This window comes from Vibrio glycogenivorans (genome assembly GCF_051660965.1).
Lineage (GTDB): Bacteria > Pseudomonadota > Gammaproteobacteria > Enterobacterales > Vibrionaceae > Vibrio.
Window position 1 is genome coordinate 260,023 of record NZ_JBPVIS010000001.1, and the last position, 16,706, is coordinate 276,728.

Consider the following 16,706-nt stretch of genomic DNA (forward strand, 5'->3'; position numbering starts at 1 on the left):
ATGAGAGCTTGGCGACTATTTGTCCAGCGAATGGTCCTCACCATCGAAAGCTGAGCCCTTGGTCATAAACTGCCGCTCACCCGTGGCGTCAAAGACACTATTAAATTGAGTTATGTAGCGCTCACGCTGCGAGGAAGTCAGCTTACGCTGGATAACCAACAGCTGCTGAACCTGCTCCGCTTGAACGAACGCATAGCGTATCGTCACTCCATCGGCCGCCATGTCGAAACGGATCTCCTTACCATCACCCTGCTTCACCTGACTCAGCCAGCCCTCAAGCACCTCGATGTTCTCGGCGCAATCTATATGGTACGCATAGCCGCGCTCGACCTTTTGTCTCGCCCAGTAGTGTGCTTTATCCAGTGCTAGGGTGTGTCGCGATAACAGCAAGGCCTGACATTGTGAGGCGCAGGCCGTCACTCTCACCGGTGTATGCTTAAACTCAGGCTGACCAGACAGGCTATCGTGGTGCGGCGCAATCAAGTTACACGGCTTGGCTTGGCTCGCCGTTGCCCCATTCCAGTGGATAGGTACATAGATCTCGCCAAGCTTTTGGTCTGTGGTGAGCCTGACCCGCGCAAGGCAGCTGCCGTGGCGGCTGGTGACTCGCGCAAGTCCTTCGGCTTTGAGCTGGTAATCGCGCGCTGTTTGAGGGTGAATGGCAACATAAGGCTCGGGATCAAACGCCCCTAACTGAGCTGACAGGCCAGTGCGCGTCATGGTATGCCATTGGTCACGTGTTCTGCCGGTATTTAGGAGCAGCGGATACGCGCTATCAACCACGCTGACAGGAGAGCGGTAACTTACCGGGATCAAATTAGCTTTGCCGCTTGGCGTGTAAAAGCGGCCATCGCTAAACATTCTTTGCTGGACCGGCTCAGATTGCCACGCTTTGACCGGCCACTGCTGCGGCGTCAGTACACTGTAGCCTTGATCGTCGAGCTTGGTTAAGCCAATCAGTGACAAATCACGCTCAAAGTGTTGGTTTCCGAGCGTGGTCAGCTTGGCGTATTCTGTAAAGATCTCACCTTCGTGCAGATAATCAAACGCCTGCTCAAAGCCGAGCTTTTGCCCCACCTGGCTGATCACCCACCAATCAGGCTTCGCCTCGCCTGGGCTTGGCAGTATACGTCTCTGACGAGAGATGCGCCGCTCCGAGTTCGTCACCGTGCCCGACTTCTCACTCCAGCCTTGTACCGGCAGCAGCAGATCAGCAAGCTTAGTGGTCTCTGTCTCTTCAATACAATCCGAGACAACCACAAAAGGGCAAGCCTTGAGCGCTGCGCGCACTTTGTCCGAATTTGGCAAGCTCACCGCGGGATTGGTCGCCATGATCCAAACGGCTTTGATTTTACCCTCTGCCATTGCATCAAACATATCCACGGCCTTAAGGCCCGGGCGAGTCACAAGGTTATCGGTGGCCCAATATTCACTGAGCATGGCCAAATGATCGGGCTGATCAAACTCAAGGTGGCCACACAGCATAGTCGCAAGCGCGCCGACCTCTCGCCCGCCCATGGCATTGGGTTGGCCGGTGACCGAAAATGGCCCGCTGCCCGGCTGACCGATCCGGCCAGTCGCTAGGTGGCAGTTAATGATACTGTTGACCTTATCCACCCCACTAGTGGATTGATTGACGCCCTGCGAGTACACCGTCACCACTTTGTCGTGGTTGGCAAACAGTTGGTAAAAGGCTTCGAGCTGCTCGGGCGGGATACCAGTGATCTCATCCACCTTGCACTCACCTAAAGCAGCTTTAAACGCAGCTTCAGCTTGCTGTGTGTGTCGACGCAGAAACTCATTGTCGAGGTGATCATGCTGATAAAGGTAGGCCAGCAATCCATTAAACAGCGCCACATCGCTGCCTGAGTTGATCGGCAAGTGAACATCCGCCAGCTCACAGGAAGCGGTTCTTCGCGGGTCAATCACCACTATCTTGAGCTTTGAGTTGGCTTGTTTTGCTGCGCGAAGGCGCTGATACAGGACGGGATGACACCAAGCCAGGTTCGAGCCCACCAGCACGACCAGATCGGCCAACTCCAAATCCTCATAGCAACCAGGCACTGTGTCAGAGCCAAAGGCGCGCTTGTGTCCAACTACCGATGAGGCCATACACAATCGAGAGTTACTGTCTATATTCGCGCTGCCGATAAAGCCCTTGATAAGCTTATTCGCCACGTAATAGTCTTCGGTTAATAGCTGACCCGAGACATAAAAGGCCACTGACTCAGGACCATACTGAGCAATCGCTTTAGCAAATTGGTCGGCAACCAGACTCGTCGCCTCAGGCCAAGATACTGTTTGTCTGCTATTTTTACTGTTGAGCCTTGATTGACTGGTGAGAGTGGGCGTTAGCAAGCGTCCATCTTGTATCACCGTCTCACCCAGTGCTGCCCCTTTGGTGCAGAGCTTGCCGTAGTTGGCCGGGTGAGATTTGTCTCCCCTGACCTCCAATTGTCCAGAGAGTGTTGGGCGGGCTTCAACACCACAGCCGACCCCACAATACGCACAAGTTGTCTTGACCCATCCTGGTTCTTTTTGTGTCACGCGCACCACCTTGCATATATAGACATCTTTAATTTATATAGATACAAGCAATATTTGAACCAAACACAACCAGTCAGCACTTGAGTATTTATTACCAAATAAAATCAACAAGTTAAAATAACACTAACCCTAAAGTGGTAGATGAAATATAGTAATTTACGCTCAACTTAACCTACCAGTGCACCAGATTGATTAGATTTGCACCACAAAGATTCATTTTCCTAGCATTTTCATCAACCATCTCACACTAACACCCATAAAATTAACATTGAAAAACAAACATAAATAATTGTTATTATTGAATTAAATAAATAATTATTAACACAACAGTTACATCATGGCACCAAGCTTGCTTGAGCCCAATCAGCAAGAATTAATTACTCAAGGAATTAGGTAATGACCATGATGAGTAAAGATATCCCAAACAAAGGTAGTGTGGTTTTGGTCGGTGCGGGCCCCGGTGATCCTGACCTGTTGACCGTCAAAGCGCTCAAAGCGATCCAACTCTCCGACTGCATTGTTTATGACAACCTGGTGAGCAAACCGATACGTCAGCTGTTTCCCAGCCTCGCACAGCAAATCTATGTCGGTAAAGCCAAGCATCACCACAGTGCGAGTCAGGAAGAGATCAATCAAATCCTACTTGACTGTGCCCAGCAAGGACTGCGTGTCTGCCGCGTCAAAGGGGGCGATAGCTTCGTTTTTGGCCGCGGTGCTGAAGAGATGCTGTACCTCACCAAGCATCACATCGAGGTTGACGTAATACCGGGCATCACCGCAGCCTCTGGGTGCACCTCGTACGCCAATATTCCGCTTACCCATCGCGGTTTGACCCAAGGGTGCACCTTCATCACGGCGCATGCTGATAAAGATCTCAAACTCGATTGGCATGCCCTCGCTAGCCTAGAGCACACCCTGGTTATCTATATGGGTCTTTCAAAATCACGCTGGTTGACTGAGCAATTGACCCAGCATGGGCTTTGCCCCACTACGCCAGCAGCACTGATTGAAAAAGGCTGCACCGACGAACAGCGCGTGGTGACCGGGGAATTACGTCAGCTTGATCAGCTTCGAGAGCAACATCAGATCCAATCGCCTGCTCTGATTGTGATAGGCAAAGTGGTTTCCGTAGCTCAGCAAATGGAGTGGCTAACGGCGCTCAATGCCAACGCCCTCCAACAAGAATCTATCCCGCTGAGCGCCTGATTCAAATAATTGACCCAAGAAAATCAAACTATGTCTTTAGAAAAAAATAGCAAAATCTGAGAGCTAAGGAATTAAGCCATGAGTAAACAGAAAATTGTCGTGGTCGGCAATGGAATGGTCGGACACAAGTTTATCGACCACCTGATCGCCGCCAAGCGCAGTGATATCGAGATCATCACCTTTAGTGAAGAGCCAAGGCTTGCCTATGATCGCGTACAGCTGACGGCCTACTTTACCGGTAAAACCGTTGACGACCTGTCTTTGACTAGTGAAGCTTACTATCAGGACAACGGCGTGCGCTTTGTGATTAATGATAAGGTGAGCCAAATCGATACCGATGCCAAGCAAGTGATCACTCAGTCCGGACGGATTGAAGCCTACGACAAATTGATCCTCGCCACCGGCTCATACCCCTTTGTGCCCCCTATTCCCGGTAATGATCAACCCCATTGTCACGTCTATCGCACCATCGAAGACTTAGATGCGATTGCCCTATCGAGTGAGACCAGTCGCTCAGGTGTGGTGATTGGTGGCGGGCTGCTTGGTCTTGAGGCGGCAAACGCGATCAAAAACCTTGGCCTTGAGACTCATGTAGTGGAATTTGCCCCGCGCTTGATGGCGGTGCAGCTCGATGACGGCGGCGGCGCACTGCTTAAGCGCAAGATTGAAGCGCTCGATGTGCACGTACACACCGAAAAAGCCACCCAAGAGATTGTCGCCGGTGAGAATGCTCGCTATCGAATGAACTTTGCTGATGGCAGCCATATCGAGACCGATATGATTGTCTTCTCTGCCGGGATCCGCCCGCAAGACGAGCTAGCAAAAGGGACAGACATCACTCTAGGTGAACGCGGTGGCATCGTGGTCAACAATCACTGCCAAACCAACCTTGAGGATGTATACGCGATTGGTGAGTGCGCCCTATGGCAACAGCGGATCTTTGGTCTGGTTGCCCCTGGCTATCAGATGGCAAAGGTCGCAGCTGAGCAGATCTTAAACCCTGAGGGCGACAGTGAGTTTACTGGCGCCGATATGAGCACCAAGCTCAAACTGCTTGGCGTTGATGTGGCAAGTATCGGTGAGGTGCACGGTAAAACCGAGGGGGCGCAGTCCTACACCTACAACGATGAAATAGAGCAGGTGTATAAACGCCTGATCATCTCGGCTGATGGCAGCAAGATTGTTGGCGCGGTATTGGTCGGTGATGCCGAGGCTTACGGCACGCTGCTGCAATACAAGCAAAACGATATGCCACTGCCGAGTAACCCTTCCGTACTCATTCTGCCTAATGCGGCGGATGACACCGGCGCGGCCATGGGGGTCGAAGCCCTGCCTGATAGTGCGGTGATCTGCTCGTGTTTTGACGTCACCAAAGGGGATATTAAACAAGCTGTCTCTAGTGGCTGCGCAAGCATGGCAGACCTCAAGCAGACTACCAATGCCTCAACCGGCTGTGGTGGCTGTAGCGCGCTCGCCAAGCAGGTGTTAGACAGCGAATTGCTTGCTCTCGGCGTTGAGGTCAATAGCGACCTATGTGAGCACTTTGCTTACACCCGCCAAGAGCTGACCGATATCGTGCGGATCAATCAAATCAAAACCTTTGATCAGTTGCTAGAGCAGTACGGTAAGGGCCTTGGCTGTGAGATATGCAAACCCGCCGTCGGCTCAATCCTCGCCTCCTTCTGGAATGACTATATCCTCGATAACCAACATATGGAGTTGCAGGATACCAATGACATCTACCTCGGCAATATGCAAAAAGATGGCACCTATTCGGTGGTGCCGCGTGTTGCGGGGGGAGAGATCACACCCGATAAACTCATCGCGCTTGGCGAAGTCGCCAAAGAGTTCGACCTTTACACCAAGATCACTGGTGGACAGCGAGTCGATTTGTTTGGCGCACAACTCAATGATCTACCGACCATATGGCGCAAACTGGTCGATGCTGGCTTTGAAACCGGTCACGCCTACGGCAAAGCGGTACGTACAGTGAAATCGTGTGTCGGCAGTACCTGGTGTCGCTATGGTGTCGATGACAGTGTGGGTTTTGCCATCGATATCGAGAATCGCTACAAGGGCCTACGTGCACCGCACAAGCTGAAATTTGCCGTGTCAGGCTGTACACGTGAGTGCGCCGAAGCCCAATCAAAAGACATCGGAGTCATCGCCACCGACAACGGCTGGAACTTGTACGTGTGTGGTAACGGCGGCATGCGCCCACGTCACGCCGACCTGTTTGCCAGCGACCTCGACCGAGAAACACTGATCAAATACATCGACCGTGTGTTGATGTTCTATATCCGCACCGCCGATCGCCTGCAGCGCACCTCAGTGTGGCTTGAGAACCTCGAGGGCGGCATTGACTACCTCAAACAAGTCGTGATTGACGACAAACTAGGTCTGGGCGAAGAGCTTGAGCAGCAGATGGCTGACAATATCGCCAAGTACCAGTGTGAGTGGAAAACCACCCTCGATTCACCAGAGAAACTCAAACGCTTCCAGCACTTTATCAACAGTGATGAGCGCGATGAGCGACTGAAGTTTATTTCGGTTCGTGAGCAGAAACTGCCCGCCCCTGCCCCGCAACAGACCGTTGGCGACATTGATGTCGTTGAAGTGAATTCTTAAGGAGACCGCCATGAACACGATGACCATCAAGCCTGAAACCAAACCTGAAACGACCTGGGTCTCGGTATGCAAAGCCAGTGACCTGACGCCCAATACCGGTGTATGCGCACTGGTCAACGGCAAGCAGGTGGCAATTTTTCACTGCCAGCGCTCGGGCAACCTGTATGCCATCGACAATTTCGACCCACTTGGCAAGGCCAATATTCTCTCACGCGGGATCATCGGCTCAATTGAGGGCGAGCCCTATGTCGCCTCGCCACTGTACAAGCAGCATTTTCATCTTCGCACCGGCGCCTGCCTTGAGGAGCCAGAGATCCAGATACCCACTTACTCAATCAGAGTGATTGAGGGAGAGGTTCAAGTTCAAGCATAACCAAACATAATAATTTTATTTAAGTCAGTTATTTATACGGAAATACTCAAGAGGAAAATTTTATGGAAAACAGCAAATTTTCGATCTTCTCGTTTACGGGCAAGATGAAGATACTCCACCTCAGCTGGATGGCGTTTTTTATTACTTTTGTCGTCTGGTTTAACTTCGCACCGCTATTGCAAATGGTCAAAGAGACCCTTGGCCTTACTACTCAGGAGATCAAAACCCTACTCATTCTCAACGTTGCACTGACCATCCCGGCTCGGGTACTGATAGGCATGTTCACCGACAGATTCGGTCCGCGCTTAGTCTATTCCGCGCTGCTCGCCATCTGTTCGATTCCGTGTTTTATGTTCGCGTTTGCCGACTCCTTTATGCAAGCCGCCATCGCGCGCTTCCTGCTTGGCTTTATCGGTGCTGGCTTTGTGATTGGTATTCGCTTGGTCTCTGAGTGGTTCCCGCACAATGAGCTTGGCACCGCTGAGGGCATCTATGGTGGCTGGGGTAACTTTGGTTCAGCCGCAGCAGCGTTCACCCTACCCACCGTTGCACTGCTGTTTGGTGGTGACGAGGGCTGGCGCTACGCAATTGCTGTGACTGGCGTAATGAGCTTGGTGTTCTCTTTTGTTTTTTATCGCAACGTTTCTGATACACCTAAAGGCTCTACTTACTTCAAGCCTAAGCACCTAACCGCCATGGAAGTGACCTCAAAAGGTGACTTTTACTTCCTGCTGGGTATGAAAATTCCGATGTATGCCGTGCTTGGCCTACTGGCATGGAAACTGTCACCATCGGGCATCGGCATGCTCACCGACACCATGGTTTACTCTATCTATGCCGGTCTAGTGGTGCTCTACCTTATCGAGGCGTCACAAGTCTGGAAGGTCAACAAGGGCATCTTTACCAAGCCAGTTGAAGAAATTCATCAGTACAAGTTCAAGCAAGTCGCGGTGCTCAATGTGCTGTACTTTGCCACCTTTGGCTCAGAGCTGGCCGTAGTCTCCATGCTACCTTTGTTCTTCTCTGAAACCTTTGGTCTATCAGCGGTATTGGCCGGTATGGTCGCCTCGGCATACGCCTTTATGAACCTGATGTCGCGCCCTGGCGGCGGCTGGATTTCGGATAAGTTTGGTCGTAAATCTACCCTGCTATTTTTAACCGCAGGTCTGGCTGTGGGTTACTTTATGATGGGCCAAGTGGGGAGTGACTGGCCGGTTTGGCTTGCTGTAGTCTGCGCTATGGTGTGCTCGTTCTTTGTTCAAGCGGGTGAGGGTGCGGTGTTTGCTACTGTGCCGCTGATCAAGCGCCGTATGACCGGGCAAATCGCAGGGATGACCGGAGCGTATGGTAACGTGGGCGCGGTAACCTACCTAACGGTGCTATCGTTTGTCGACTACCAAACCTTCTTCTACGTGATCGCTGCCACTGCGGTGGTGGGTTTTGGTGCGCTACTGTTTATGGAAGAGCCCAACGGCAAGATTGCCGAGGTCAATGAAGACGGCAGCGTGACGCTGATTGATGTCTCCAACTGATCGCCTAAGTTTGGCAAGAGTGAACCCAGCCCTTACGAGCTGGGTTTGCTCGCTTAACCCTCAAAGCTGTTAATGACGGCTATCAACCAAGGCCATGAACTAGAGCAAGGATTGCGATGAACTCGAAGAATGCTTTTTTACTCTCCAAGCTGCAACTTGACTTCGGCGGGCACTCGCTAATCGGTCGTCGCCAAGAAAATCAGGATGCGTTTACAGTCAATGTCCCGAGTAAACACCACGAGCTAGTACACAAAGGCGTCGTCGCCTGTATCGCTGATGGAGTAAGCTGCAGTGAGCATAGCCAGAAAGCCAGCCAAACCGCGGTGATGCAGTTTATTGAAGATTACTATGCGACCCCACACAGCTGGAGCATCAAACACTCGGCAAATAAGATCCTTAACTCCCTCAACACTTGGCTATTTGAGCAAGGCGCTCAGTATGGCCCAGCCCATAACGGCCTGGTCACCACCTTTAGTTGCCTAATCATTAAATCCAATACCGCCCACCTGTTTCATGTTGGTGATACGCGGATCTACTTACTCAGGGGTAAAAAGTTACAACAATTAACCCGAGACCATCAGCGAATCAATTTTGGTAAAACGGCCTACCTCACACGCGCGCTCGGAATGGACTCCTCACTCGACGTCGACTACCAAGCGATCAGTCTTGAGCCTGGCGATCGTTTCTTGATGACCAGCGATGGCTTGCACGATTATGTCGCCCATGGCCAGATGGAACAGATGCTAAGTGAAGCTGACGGCGACTACGAACTGCTCTGCCACCAGCTGTGTAAAAGCGCCTATCAAGATCAGAGCCAAGATAACATCACCTGCCTTGCGGTAGATATCCAGCAACTGCCTGACCACTCTCAGCTTGAGTATCAGCAGAATATTGTCAGTCGCGCGATCCCCCCCGCCCTCAAAGAAGGCAATGTTCTGGAAGGCTTTGCAGTGGAAAAAGTGCTCCACGCAGGAACTCGCAGCCACGTCTACTTAGTCAATAACCAAGCCAATAACCAGCGCTACGTGCTCAAAACCCCGTCACAAAATGACAGTGACGACATCCACACGCTAAAACTGTTTGCTAACGAGTACTGGGTCGCCAATCAACTCAGTAGCGAGCGGATCATGCGCATGTATCCCACCCCAGCCGACTCACAATTTCTCTATCAAGTCTGTGAGTACATCGAGGGCGTGACCTTGCGTCAATGGATGTATGACAACCCCAAACCCAGCTTACAGCAGGTACGTTTGCTGCTCGATGAGATCATCAAAGCGCTGCGTGTGTTCCAGCGTGCCGAAATGGTTCATCGTGATCTAAAACCTGAGAACATCATGGTCACCAGCAACGACTCAATAAAGATCATCGACTTCGGCTCCGTCAAAGCACTAGGCTTAGACGAGATAGAACCCGAACGTCACGACTCTGTCCCACTCGGAGCACTCAATTATATCGCGCCGGAATACATCAACGCGGGTGTGGCCGACACGGTATCCGACCTATTTTCTGTGGCAGTGATTGGCTATGAGATGCTGACTGGTGAACTGCCCTATCAAGCCTCCAGCAATCAAAACCTGCAAAGTGCGCGGCACACTAAATGGCACTATCGTCCCATCAGTGACTTTCGTGATGATATTCCCGCCTGGGTTGACCTTGCGTTTAAAAAAGGCACCCACCCTATTCCAGCAAGGCGCTATGATGTGCTATCGGAGTTCGTGCTTGACCTCTACACGCCCAACCAAACCCTGCAGAAAGAACTGAAAGACAGCCCGCTGATAGAACGCAACCCACTGATATTCTGGAAGCTCGCCACTGGCGTCCTCGCGCTCATCGTCATGCTGCAATGGGTCGCAATGCTCTAATATCCCAATTCCTTTTCTTACCAATATGGTTTAGCATGCGCTCTCATTCTGGGCAGGACAAACAGGCAATCATTGTTCCAATAAGCGAGGAACATTCAGCAACCGCATACTCCTCGCACCTCGAAGGGCAAAGCCCGTCCCCGCCCCTCGAACCTTTATTGTTGGAGTTTATTGCAAGTGGCTAAACGTTCCCCGGTTATCGAAATGACCTCTTATGGCATCTATTCTCATTGGGATGCAAAATCCAAAGACCTACCTAAAATCAAAGAGTTCACCACGATTGTCCCTGCAGATGAAGGCATTGAATTTGGCTTTATTGTCAACATCAAAAAGGCCAAGGGCACGCTACTGAACTTTTGCATTTATCACCCTGGGATCATCAACAAGAAAGGGCAAGTGCTGGAGCCGTTTGATGGTGAGATCTATGTGCGCAGCAACGACTGGAATTTTTACCTTGGTGACACCATCCAACTGCTCCACCCAAGTGAGGGACTAGAGAGCAACCTCGGAGAATGGCGCATGGTGCTTGAGATCGAAGGCCGCACCGTAGCGGAAAAAACCTTTAAGGTCAGTGCCCGCGACCAAGCCCAGTTTTGGAAGCAACGCGGTTTCTAAACACACTAGCACCACACTGCTAGTGACAACGCTCTCTCCGTTCAATAGCTGAGTTTTTAGGTAAAGGCGGTATTAGCAATTCAACGCTGTTTATCTTAACCCTACTTCAAGGGTAAGAGAGACTTAGACAGATGCTATTCATTGGCACGCTATGTCTTTGCTGATTATTACACCCAAAAGCTTTGGCCTGGCCGATTTGATAAGATTGGCACTTTGCTTGTCACCCTCGATGGTAGGTTGGCACAAACAGCGATCATCAGAGATCAAAAAGTACCCTTTGCCTAACTGCATCAGTGTTAATTTAGCGAGGAATTGTAGAGCTAAGAGAGGTACCGATGGCAATGCCTTATTTGTTAGGCCTGCTATTATCTAGTGGAATCAAATCCTGTATCTAGCGGCGTGAGATAGGTCTCAAACAATTGCTTTAGACTGCTAATAAGTAAACTCAAGGCTGGCCCAGCGGTGTCAATCCTGTTGCTGTAGAGGATGTACTCCTCAAAGTGGGGAGATTCTGTCACTTCGAGTGACAGCGGCGTGAGTTTATTGTCTATGTCATATTGCTTGGCCAACAGAGTAGGCAGAAACGCCCATCCATCCTGAACCAGCAAAGATATCAGCATATCGGCGTTGCTCAACAATTTGTCTTGGCCCCCTAGCTCCGAGCGTCTAAAAATCGGCGTATCTATATAATCTTCTAGCAACAGTCGCGTATGACTTGAGAGATCATGAACTGAACAAGGCTGCCTTTGCGCAAGGGTAGACTGCTTACTAGCATAAACTTGCATTTTTAGTGAGCCTAAGTTGAAGAACTCTACTCCTTGCATAGGTAAGCTGTTTTTTGCTGATAAGGCGAGGCCTATGTCAGCTTCGCCTTTCTTCAATTGGCGATACATCTCACTCCGGCTGCGATGTAACCAGTGGATATTCACCATTGGATAGGCGTCTTTGACCCATTGATCAGCCACACTCATGATGCTTGTTGGCAGCACAGCATCATGAATGACGGTCAATTCGTTCGTGTCGCTGCTTGCAAGGCTATCCGCGCAGTTTTGTAGTGCTTCCGCTTGATAAATAAAATGATTGGCGCGCTTTAACAAGGATTGGCCAGCGACGGTCAGATATAAACGTTTTCCTTCCCGGTGGAACAAGGTCAGATTTAAGTCGACTTCCAAATTAGTAACGTGTTGATGCAAGGTTGAACGACTTTTTTCCTGCTGTTTTGCCGCTTGATTAAAGGATCCTGCTTTAGCAACCGCTACGAAGGCTGAGATTTGCTCTAGATTGAACTGTAACATTTTGTGAATTTTGGTTTAGTGAGAGCGGATAGTGATAACGTTACTTTTTTTGAGAGCTTATTACAATGCCGATGTAGCTAGTTCATTACGTGGTACTAGCTGACTAAAATAATTAAATTAAGGTCTAATACAATGAAAAGAACACTCCTCGCGAGCCTGCTGGCATTTGCAGCTTCGCCGATGTTGGCCCTCGCCAATGCCGACGCTATCTATTTTGGTGGTGATATCCTGACTCTAAATGATGCGCTGCCGACGGCCGAAGCGCTAGCCGTTAAGGATGGGGAAATCGTAGCAATAGGAAGTACTGTAAAAGTGACTGAAGAGCACAAGGGGGCGCAGACAAACCTTATCGACTTAAATGGTCAAACCCTATTGCCTGGCTTTATTGACTCTCACAGTCATTTGACTGCAGTTGGTTTGAAGCGTTCGACTGTAGCATTGGATCCTGCACCGGCTGGCAACGTTACAAGTATCAAGGATATTCAACGTAACCTAGGGTTTGCTTTAGCAAAACGCCCGCAAGGCAGCCAGGACTGGTTAGTTGGAATGAACTATGACAACGTGATGCTTGAGGATGGTCGCCATCCGACTCGTCATGACCTCGACCAAGTATCAACAGAAGTACCACTGCTGGTGGCACACTTTTCTGGCCACCAAGGCGTTGCTAATAGCAAGCTATTGGAGATACTAGGCATAGATGAAAATACGCCAAACCCTCAAGGTGGTGTGATCCAGCGTGAAGCAGGCTCTCAAGTTCCCAATGGTATTCTGGAAGAGTACGCTTTCTTGCCTGCGTTGGTTCATTACATATCCACTTTGGGATTGGACCCAGATAAAACTCGTCCGGACAACTACTTAGAGCAGCTAATGGTTGGCTTTATGATTAGCGCTCAAAAAGACTATGCTGCCGCAGGCTATACTACGGCGACAGACATGGGTCTTTTACCAAACACTGTCGCCTTGCTGAGCGGCCTAGCGGACAATGGTGCATTGTATATTGATATTGCAGGTGCACCCTATATGAAAGGAGAGGCATCTGTAAAAGATGTTATTCCACTCTATTCGGAGGAGTATAACAACCACTTCCGTATCGCGGGTGGCAAGGCAACAATTGATGGTGGCTCTCCTGGCCGAACTGCGTATCTGCGTGAGCCATACTATGTTCAGCTTGAAGGTGAGAAAGACTACGTTGGTTACACCGCAATGCAGCCTACGACACTGGAGCAGCATGTGCTTGAGTACTATGAAGCAGACATCCCAATTTTCGTTCACGCCCTAGGTGATGGTGCGGTTGATATTGCTCTTGATGGTATAGAGAAGGCAGAAAAAGCGTATCCGGGGAAGGATCGTCGTACCCAGTTGATCCACGTGCAGCAAATACAAGAGGATCAACTAAAGCGCACAAAAGATCTAGGTGCAACGATCACCTTCCAAATGACGCATGCGTTCTATAATGCAGACTTCCACGCTAAAAATATCTTTGGCCCAGAGCGAACCCACCGCCTACTACCAGTCAACTCTGCACTCAAGCATGGCATATCTAGCACCATCCACCATGACGCGCCTGTACATCCTGTAAACCAAATGGATCTGGTTTGGTCGGCAGTAAATCGCACCAGCCGCAGTGGCCGTATATGGGGTGAAGACGAGCGTCTAACGGCTCTCGAAGCACTTAAGGCGTCAACTATTAATGCAGCGTATCAGCTACGTGAAGAAGATCGTAAAGGTACTCTAGAAGTTGGTAAGTTAGCCGATATGGTTATTCTCGAGCAAAACCCTCTAACTGCTGACCCTCAAACGTTGAAGGATATTCAAATCGTTGAGACGATTAAAGAAGGTAAGACTGTGTTTAGTGCACAATAATAATGGCGGTTAGAGAGTCTTAGCAATTTCAATCATCAGTATTAAGAAGCTACAAGCACGCTGCTGAACTTTTGTCTCTATTCCCCAATGATCGTCAACCAAAAGGTCAAACTGTTGAGTTCCAAGCTTGTATGATGGCAGAGAAGATGTTTGAGGTGCGTGCCCACGACCAAGCCTAGTTATAGAGGCAGCGCAGTTTCTGGCCAAGTCAACTTCACACAGCCCCTCGAGTAAAGGGGCTGTATTTTCATATTACTAAACATTAAAAGCTCATTCCTAACTAACTTCATAAACCTTAATTTAAATTGCGCACTAATAGTGCAGGGATGCATTATTTTGCTACAAAACACAACCCCTTAGACAATCGCACCCTCCACATCCCTTATCGAATAACTATTTTAAAATGACGGCATACCATTTGCTTTAACAGGTTGTTTTACAATAAAAACCAAGGAAGTAAAAATGACTAAAAAGTCACTATTTGCGCTGTTGGCTTGTTCTCTATCTGTTCAAGCAGCCACTATGGATGGCATTGAAGTATTGCAGCCTCTTTATGATGAACCCACCTTTATCGAGTCTGGCCGCTACGCTAACTCACACTATGTCCCATCAACGACTAATACCATTATGTGGGGCTACCTGCCCAACCGATTGACACCACCAGTGGCTTCGATTAATTCGGGCGACATTGTGGTGTTTGATACCGTGTCTCATGAAGGGATCTTAGAAGATCAGGGACGCAACCCACTCAAGTACTTTGGTGAACACGGTTACTCGAAAGAGTTTGTCCTAGAAGACGCGGTTGACATCGCAGGCTCTGATTTGGAGCATGACTTTTTTAAAGACGGTCCACATATTGTGACTGGCCCTGTTGAGATCAAAGGCGCTAAGCCTGGTGACGTGCTTAAAGTCGATATTGTTAAGCTTGAGCCGCGCGTACCCTATGGTGTTATCTCTAATCGCCATGGTAAAGGAGCACTTGTCGGTGAGTTTCCAAAAAGGCAGCCGCAGGCCAATCCAAGTGCCGAGTTCCCTGAGCGCTACGGCAACGTCTCTATCTTGTCTCCGATATACAAGCAAGACGATGCTTACTTCGGCAAGCTTGCCTCAGGTGATAAAAATATCGTATTCCCACTCAATCCCTTTATGGGCATTATGGGAGTCGCACCGGACAAAGAGTTCCCTATCCACTCTGTTGCTCCACAATACTTCGGCGGCAACCTAGATGTAAAAGACCTTATTGAAGGCACCAGTGCCTATTACCGTGTCAATGTCGATGGCGCAATGTTCTTCACTGGCGATAGTCACTTTAACCAAGGTGATGGTGAAGTAGCACTAACGGCACTTGAGGCGTCAGTTCGAGCAACCTTTAAACTGACCATTCTTAAGCAAGGCTCCGACGCGATCCCTGGAGCGTTTATCGACACTCCACTCGGAGAAACGGCGGAGTTTTGGATGCCAGTGGGTTTAGATGAGGATCTCAACATCGCGATGCAAAACGCAACTCGTGAAGCGGTAAGGTTTCTTGTCAATCACTACGGCATAGAGGAGCAAGTTGCGCTGGCCTACTTAAGTGCTAACACGGATTTTGCTGTCTCTCAGGTGGTTGATAAGACCAAAGGGATCCACGCTAAGATCCGCAAAGCTGACTTTGCGGAGTTTGAACAAGACTAATTGAATCATTCCTCGGTTAGCTTGTGCCTTGTGGTACAGGCTAACCTCCTAAAACCCATTCCATGGCTGGTGGGCTGCCAAGCCAAGCAATCATTACGCTCGCTGACACAAAGCAACAATAAAGGTAATATGATCCACTCAAGCCCGACGCATGTTTTTGGATCTCAGATGAAGCTTGCCACCTTTGCCATCGTACTGTTATCACTCACTTCAGTCGCGTGTGTATCTCACCCTTCACCCACGCTAAACCCCAACGCAGAGAAGGTCGTCATTGTCCACGGCCTAGGCCGAAGCGCTGACTCTATGACTAACCTAGCACAAGGCTTGATCGATGAGGGCTATCAAACCTGCGTACTCGACTACTCATCGATTGGCGTCACTGTTGAACAGCTGATGCTCGATACCGAACGTCAAATCACAGCATGCCTTGATGGCGATCAGACAATCCATTTCGTTGGACACTCTCTAGGCGGCTTGATTATCCGTCACCATTTACACATCAATAAATCGCTTAAAGATGATCACCGGCTTGGCCAGGTAGTGTTTATTGGCACGCCCCATCATGGCAGTGATGTCGCCGACTATTACACGCAAAAATTTTGGGCAGGCTGGTTTGGCGAGGTCGCCAATTCACTCGTCACCCTTGACGATGGGCTAGCTAAAACCCTGCCCGCACCAGATTACCCTTTTGGCATTATCGCTGGCACAAAAAGCTATCGGCTAACCTCTTACTTATTCGCAAAACCTAACGACGGCTTGGTGAGTGTCGATTCAGCAACACTTGAAGGTATGAATGATTATTGGCAAGTACCATTGATGCACCACCAGCTCAGAAATCACCCTTCTGTCGTAGAGCAAGTTATCAACTATCTCCAAAATGGTTCCTTTGGCGAAGGAACATGAAAAAGGTATTTGATTAAAATTCCTTTAGGGCCCGTCACTTTCCCTTGGTATTTAGCTTAACGACAAAGTCGCTTGGTAGTTACGATACGACAGAATTGCTTGGTGATCACAAGTGTGCCAGAACCCCAGTCAGCAAGGTTCTGGACAGAAACGCGTTAGGGTTGATACTTAATTCGATAAATCTAGCATAATCTTGCGTATGGCAAAA

At 49.6% G+C, this 16,706-nt stretch carries 11 protein-coding genes; 9 read left to right on the plus strand and 2 right to left on the minus strand.

Annotated elements, in window-relative coordinates:
- Nucleotides 1-15: 15 nt before the first annotated feature.
- Complete coding sequence (locus ACSTTG_RS01155; protein WP_438473564.1) at nucleotides 16-2,547, minus strand: molybdopterin oxidoreductase family protein; 2,532 nt, start codon at nucleotides 2,545-2,547, stop codon at nucleotides 16-18.
- Nucleotides 2,548-2,949: 402 nt separating this feature from the next.
- Here ACSTTG_RS01155 and cobA point away from each other — a divergent pair, with 402 nt between their 5' ends.
- The 6 genes from cobA (at nucleotide 2,950) to ACSTTG_RS01185 (ending at nucleotide 10,763) form a co-directional block, all read left to right on the plus strand.
- Nucleotides 2,950-3,753: a uroporphyrinogen-III C-methyltransferase gene (gene cobA / locus ACSTTG_RS01160; protein ID WP_438473899.1), complete on the plus strand. Its 804-nt coding sequence runs from the start codon at nucleotides 2,950-2,952 to the stop codon at nucleotides 3,751-3,753.
- A 78-nt stretch (nucleotides 3,754-3,831) separates the two neighbouring features.
- Nucleotides 3,832-6,381: a nitrite reductase large subunit NirB gene (gene nirB / locus ACSTTG_RS01165; protein WP_438473565.1), complete on the plus strand. Its 2,550-nt coding sequence runs from the start codon at nucleotides 3,832-3,834 to the stop codon at nucleotides 6,379-6,381.
- A 19-nt stretch (nucleotides 6,382-6,400) separates the two neighbouring features.
- A complete protein-coding gene (gene nirD, locus ACSTTG_RS01170; protein WP_438460188.1) occupies nucleotides 6,401-6,754 on the plus strand; it encodes a nitrite reductase small subunit NirD in 354 nt (117 codons plus the stop codon).
- A gap of 62 nt (nucleotides 6,755-6,816) precedes the next feature.
- Nucleotides 6,817-8,286, plus strand: a complete 1,470-nt coding sequence (locus tag ACSTTG_RS01175) for a NarK family nitrate/nitrite MFS transporter (RefSeq protein WP_438473567.1) — start codon at nucleotides 6,817-6,819, stop codon at nucleotides 8,284-8,286.
- A gap of 116 nt (nucleotides 8,287-8,402) precedes the next feature.
- A complete protein-coding gene (locus ACSTTG_RS01180) occupies nucleotides 8,403-10,148 on the plus strand; it encodes a bifunctional protein-serine/threonine kinase/phosphatase (RefSeq protein ID WP_438473568.1) in 1,746 nt (581 codons plus the stop codon).
- A 177-nt stretch (nucleotides 10,149-10,325) separates the two neighbouring features.
- Nucleotides 10,326-10,763: a DUF3859 domain-containing protein gene (locus tag ACSTTG_RS01185; protein WP_438459933.1), complete on the plus strand. Its 438-nt coding sequence runs from the start codon at nucleotides 10,326-10,328 to the stop codon at nucleotides 10,761-10,763.
- A gap of 365 nt (nucleotides 10,764-11,128) precedes the next feature.
- On the opposite strand, the gene ACSTTG_RS01190 is transcribed toward ACSTTG_RS01185, so the two are convergent.
- Nucleotides 11,129-12,058: a LysR family transcriptional regulator gene (locus tag ACSTTG_RS01190; RefSeq protein WP_438473569.1), complete on the minus strand. Its 930-nt coding sequence runs from the start codon at nucleotides 12,056-12,058 to the stop codon at nucleotides 11,129-11,131.
- Nucleotides 12,059-12,190: 132 nt separating this feature from the next.
- Between ACSTTG_RS01190 and ACSTTG_RS01195 the strand changes: the two genes are divergently transcribed.
- The 3 genes from ACSTTG_RS01195 to ACSTTG_RS01205 all read left to right on the plus strand — a co-directional run bounded on the left by ACSTTG_RS01195 (nucleotide 12,191) and on the right by ACSTTG_RS01205 (nucleotide 16,498).
- A complete protein-coding gene (locus ACSTTG_RS01195; RefSeq protein WP_438459931.1) occupies nucleotides 12,191-13,921 on the plus strand; it encodes an amidohydrolase in 1,731 nt (576 codons plus the stop codon).
- Nucleotides 13,922-14,383: 462 nt separating this feature from the next.
- Nucleotides 14,384-15,595, plus strand: a complete 1,212-nt coding sequence (locus ACSTTG_RS01200) for an acetamidase/formamidase family protein (protein WP_438459930.1) — start codon at nucleotides 14,384-14,386, stop codon at nucleotides 15,593-15,595.
- Nucleotides 15,596-15,763: 168 nt separating this feature from the next.
- Nucleotides 15,764-16,498, plus strand: a complete 735-nt coding sequence (locus tag ACSTTG_RS01205) for an alpha/beta fold hydrolase (protein ID WP_438473570.1) — start codon at nucleotides 15,764-15,766, stop codon at nucleotides 16,496-16,498.
- Nucleotides 16,499-16,706: the final 208 nt, after the last annotated feature.

Coding starts and splice junctions, on each gene's coding strand:
- cobA (WP_438473899.1), top strand. CDS start 2,950: ATGATGAGTAAAGATATCCCAAACAAAGGTAGTGTGGTTTTGGTCGGT.
- nirB (WP_438473565.1), top strand. CDS start 3,832: ATGAGTAAACAGAAAATTGTCGTGGTCGGCAATGGAATGGTCGGACAC.
- nirD (WP_438460188.1), top strand. CDS start 6,401: ATGACCATCAAGCCTGAAACCAAACCTGAAACGACCTGGGTCTCGGTA.
- ACSTTG_RS01175 (WP_438473567.1), top strand. CDS start 6,817: ATGGAAAACAGCAAATTTTCGATCTTCTCGTTTACGGGCAAGATGAAG.
- ACSTTG_RS01180 (WP_438473568.1), top strand. CDS start 8,403: ATGAACTCGAAGAATGCTTTTTTACTCTCCAAGCTGCAACTTGACTTC.
- ACSTTG_RS01190 (WP_438473569.1), bottom strand. CDS start 12,058: ATGTTACAGTTCAATCTAGAGCAAATCTCAGCCTTCGTAGCGGTTGCT.
- ACSTTG_RS01195 (WP_438459931.1), top strand. CDS start 12,191: ATGAAAAGAACACTCCTCGCGAGCCTGCTGGCATTTGCAGCTTCGCCG.
- ACSTTG_RS01200 (WP_438459930.1), top strand. CDS start 14,384: ATGACTAAAAAGTCACTATTTGCGCTGTTGGCTTGTTCTCTATCTGTT.
- ACSTTG_RS01205 (WP_438473570.1), top strand. CDS start 15,764: ATGAAGCTTGCCACCTTTGCCATCGTACTGTTATCACTCACTTCAGTC.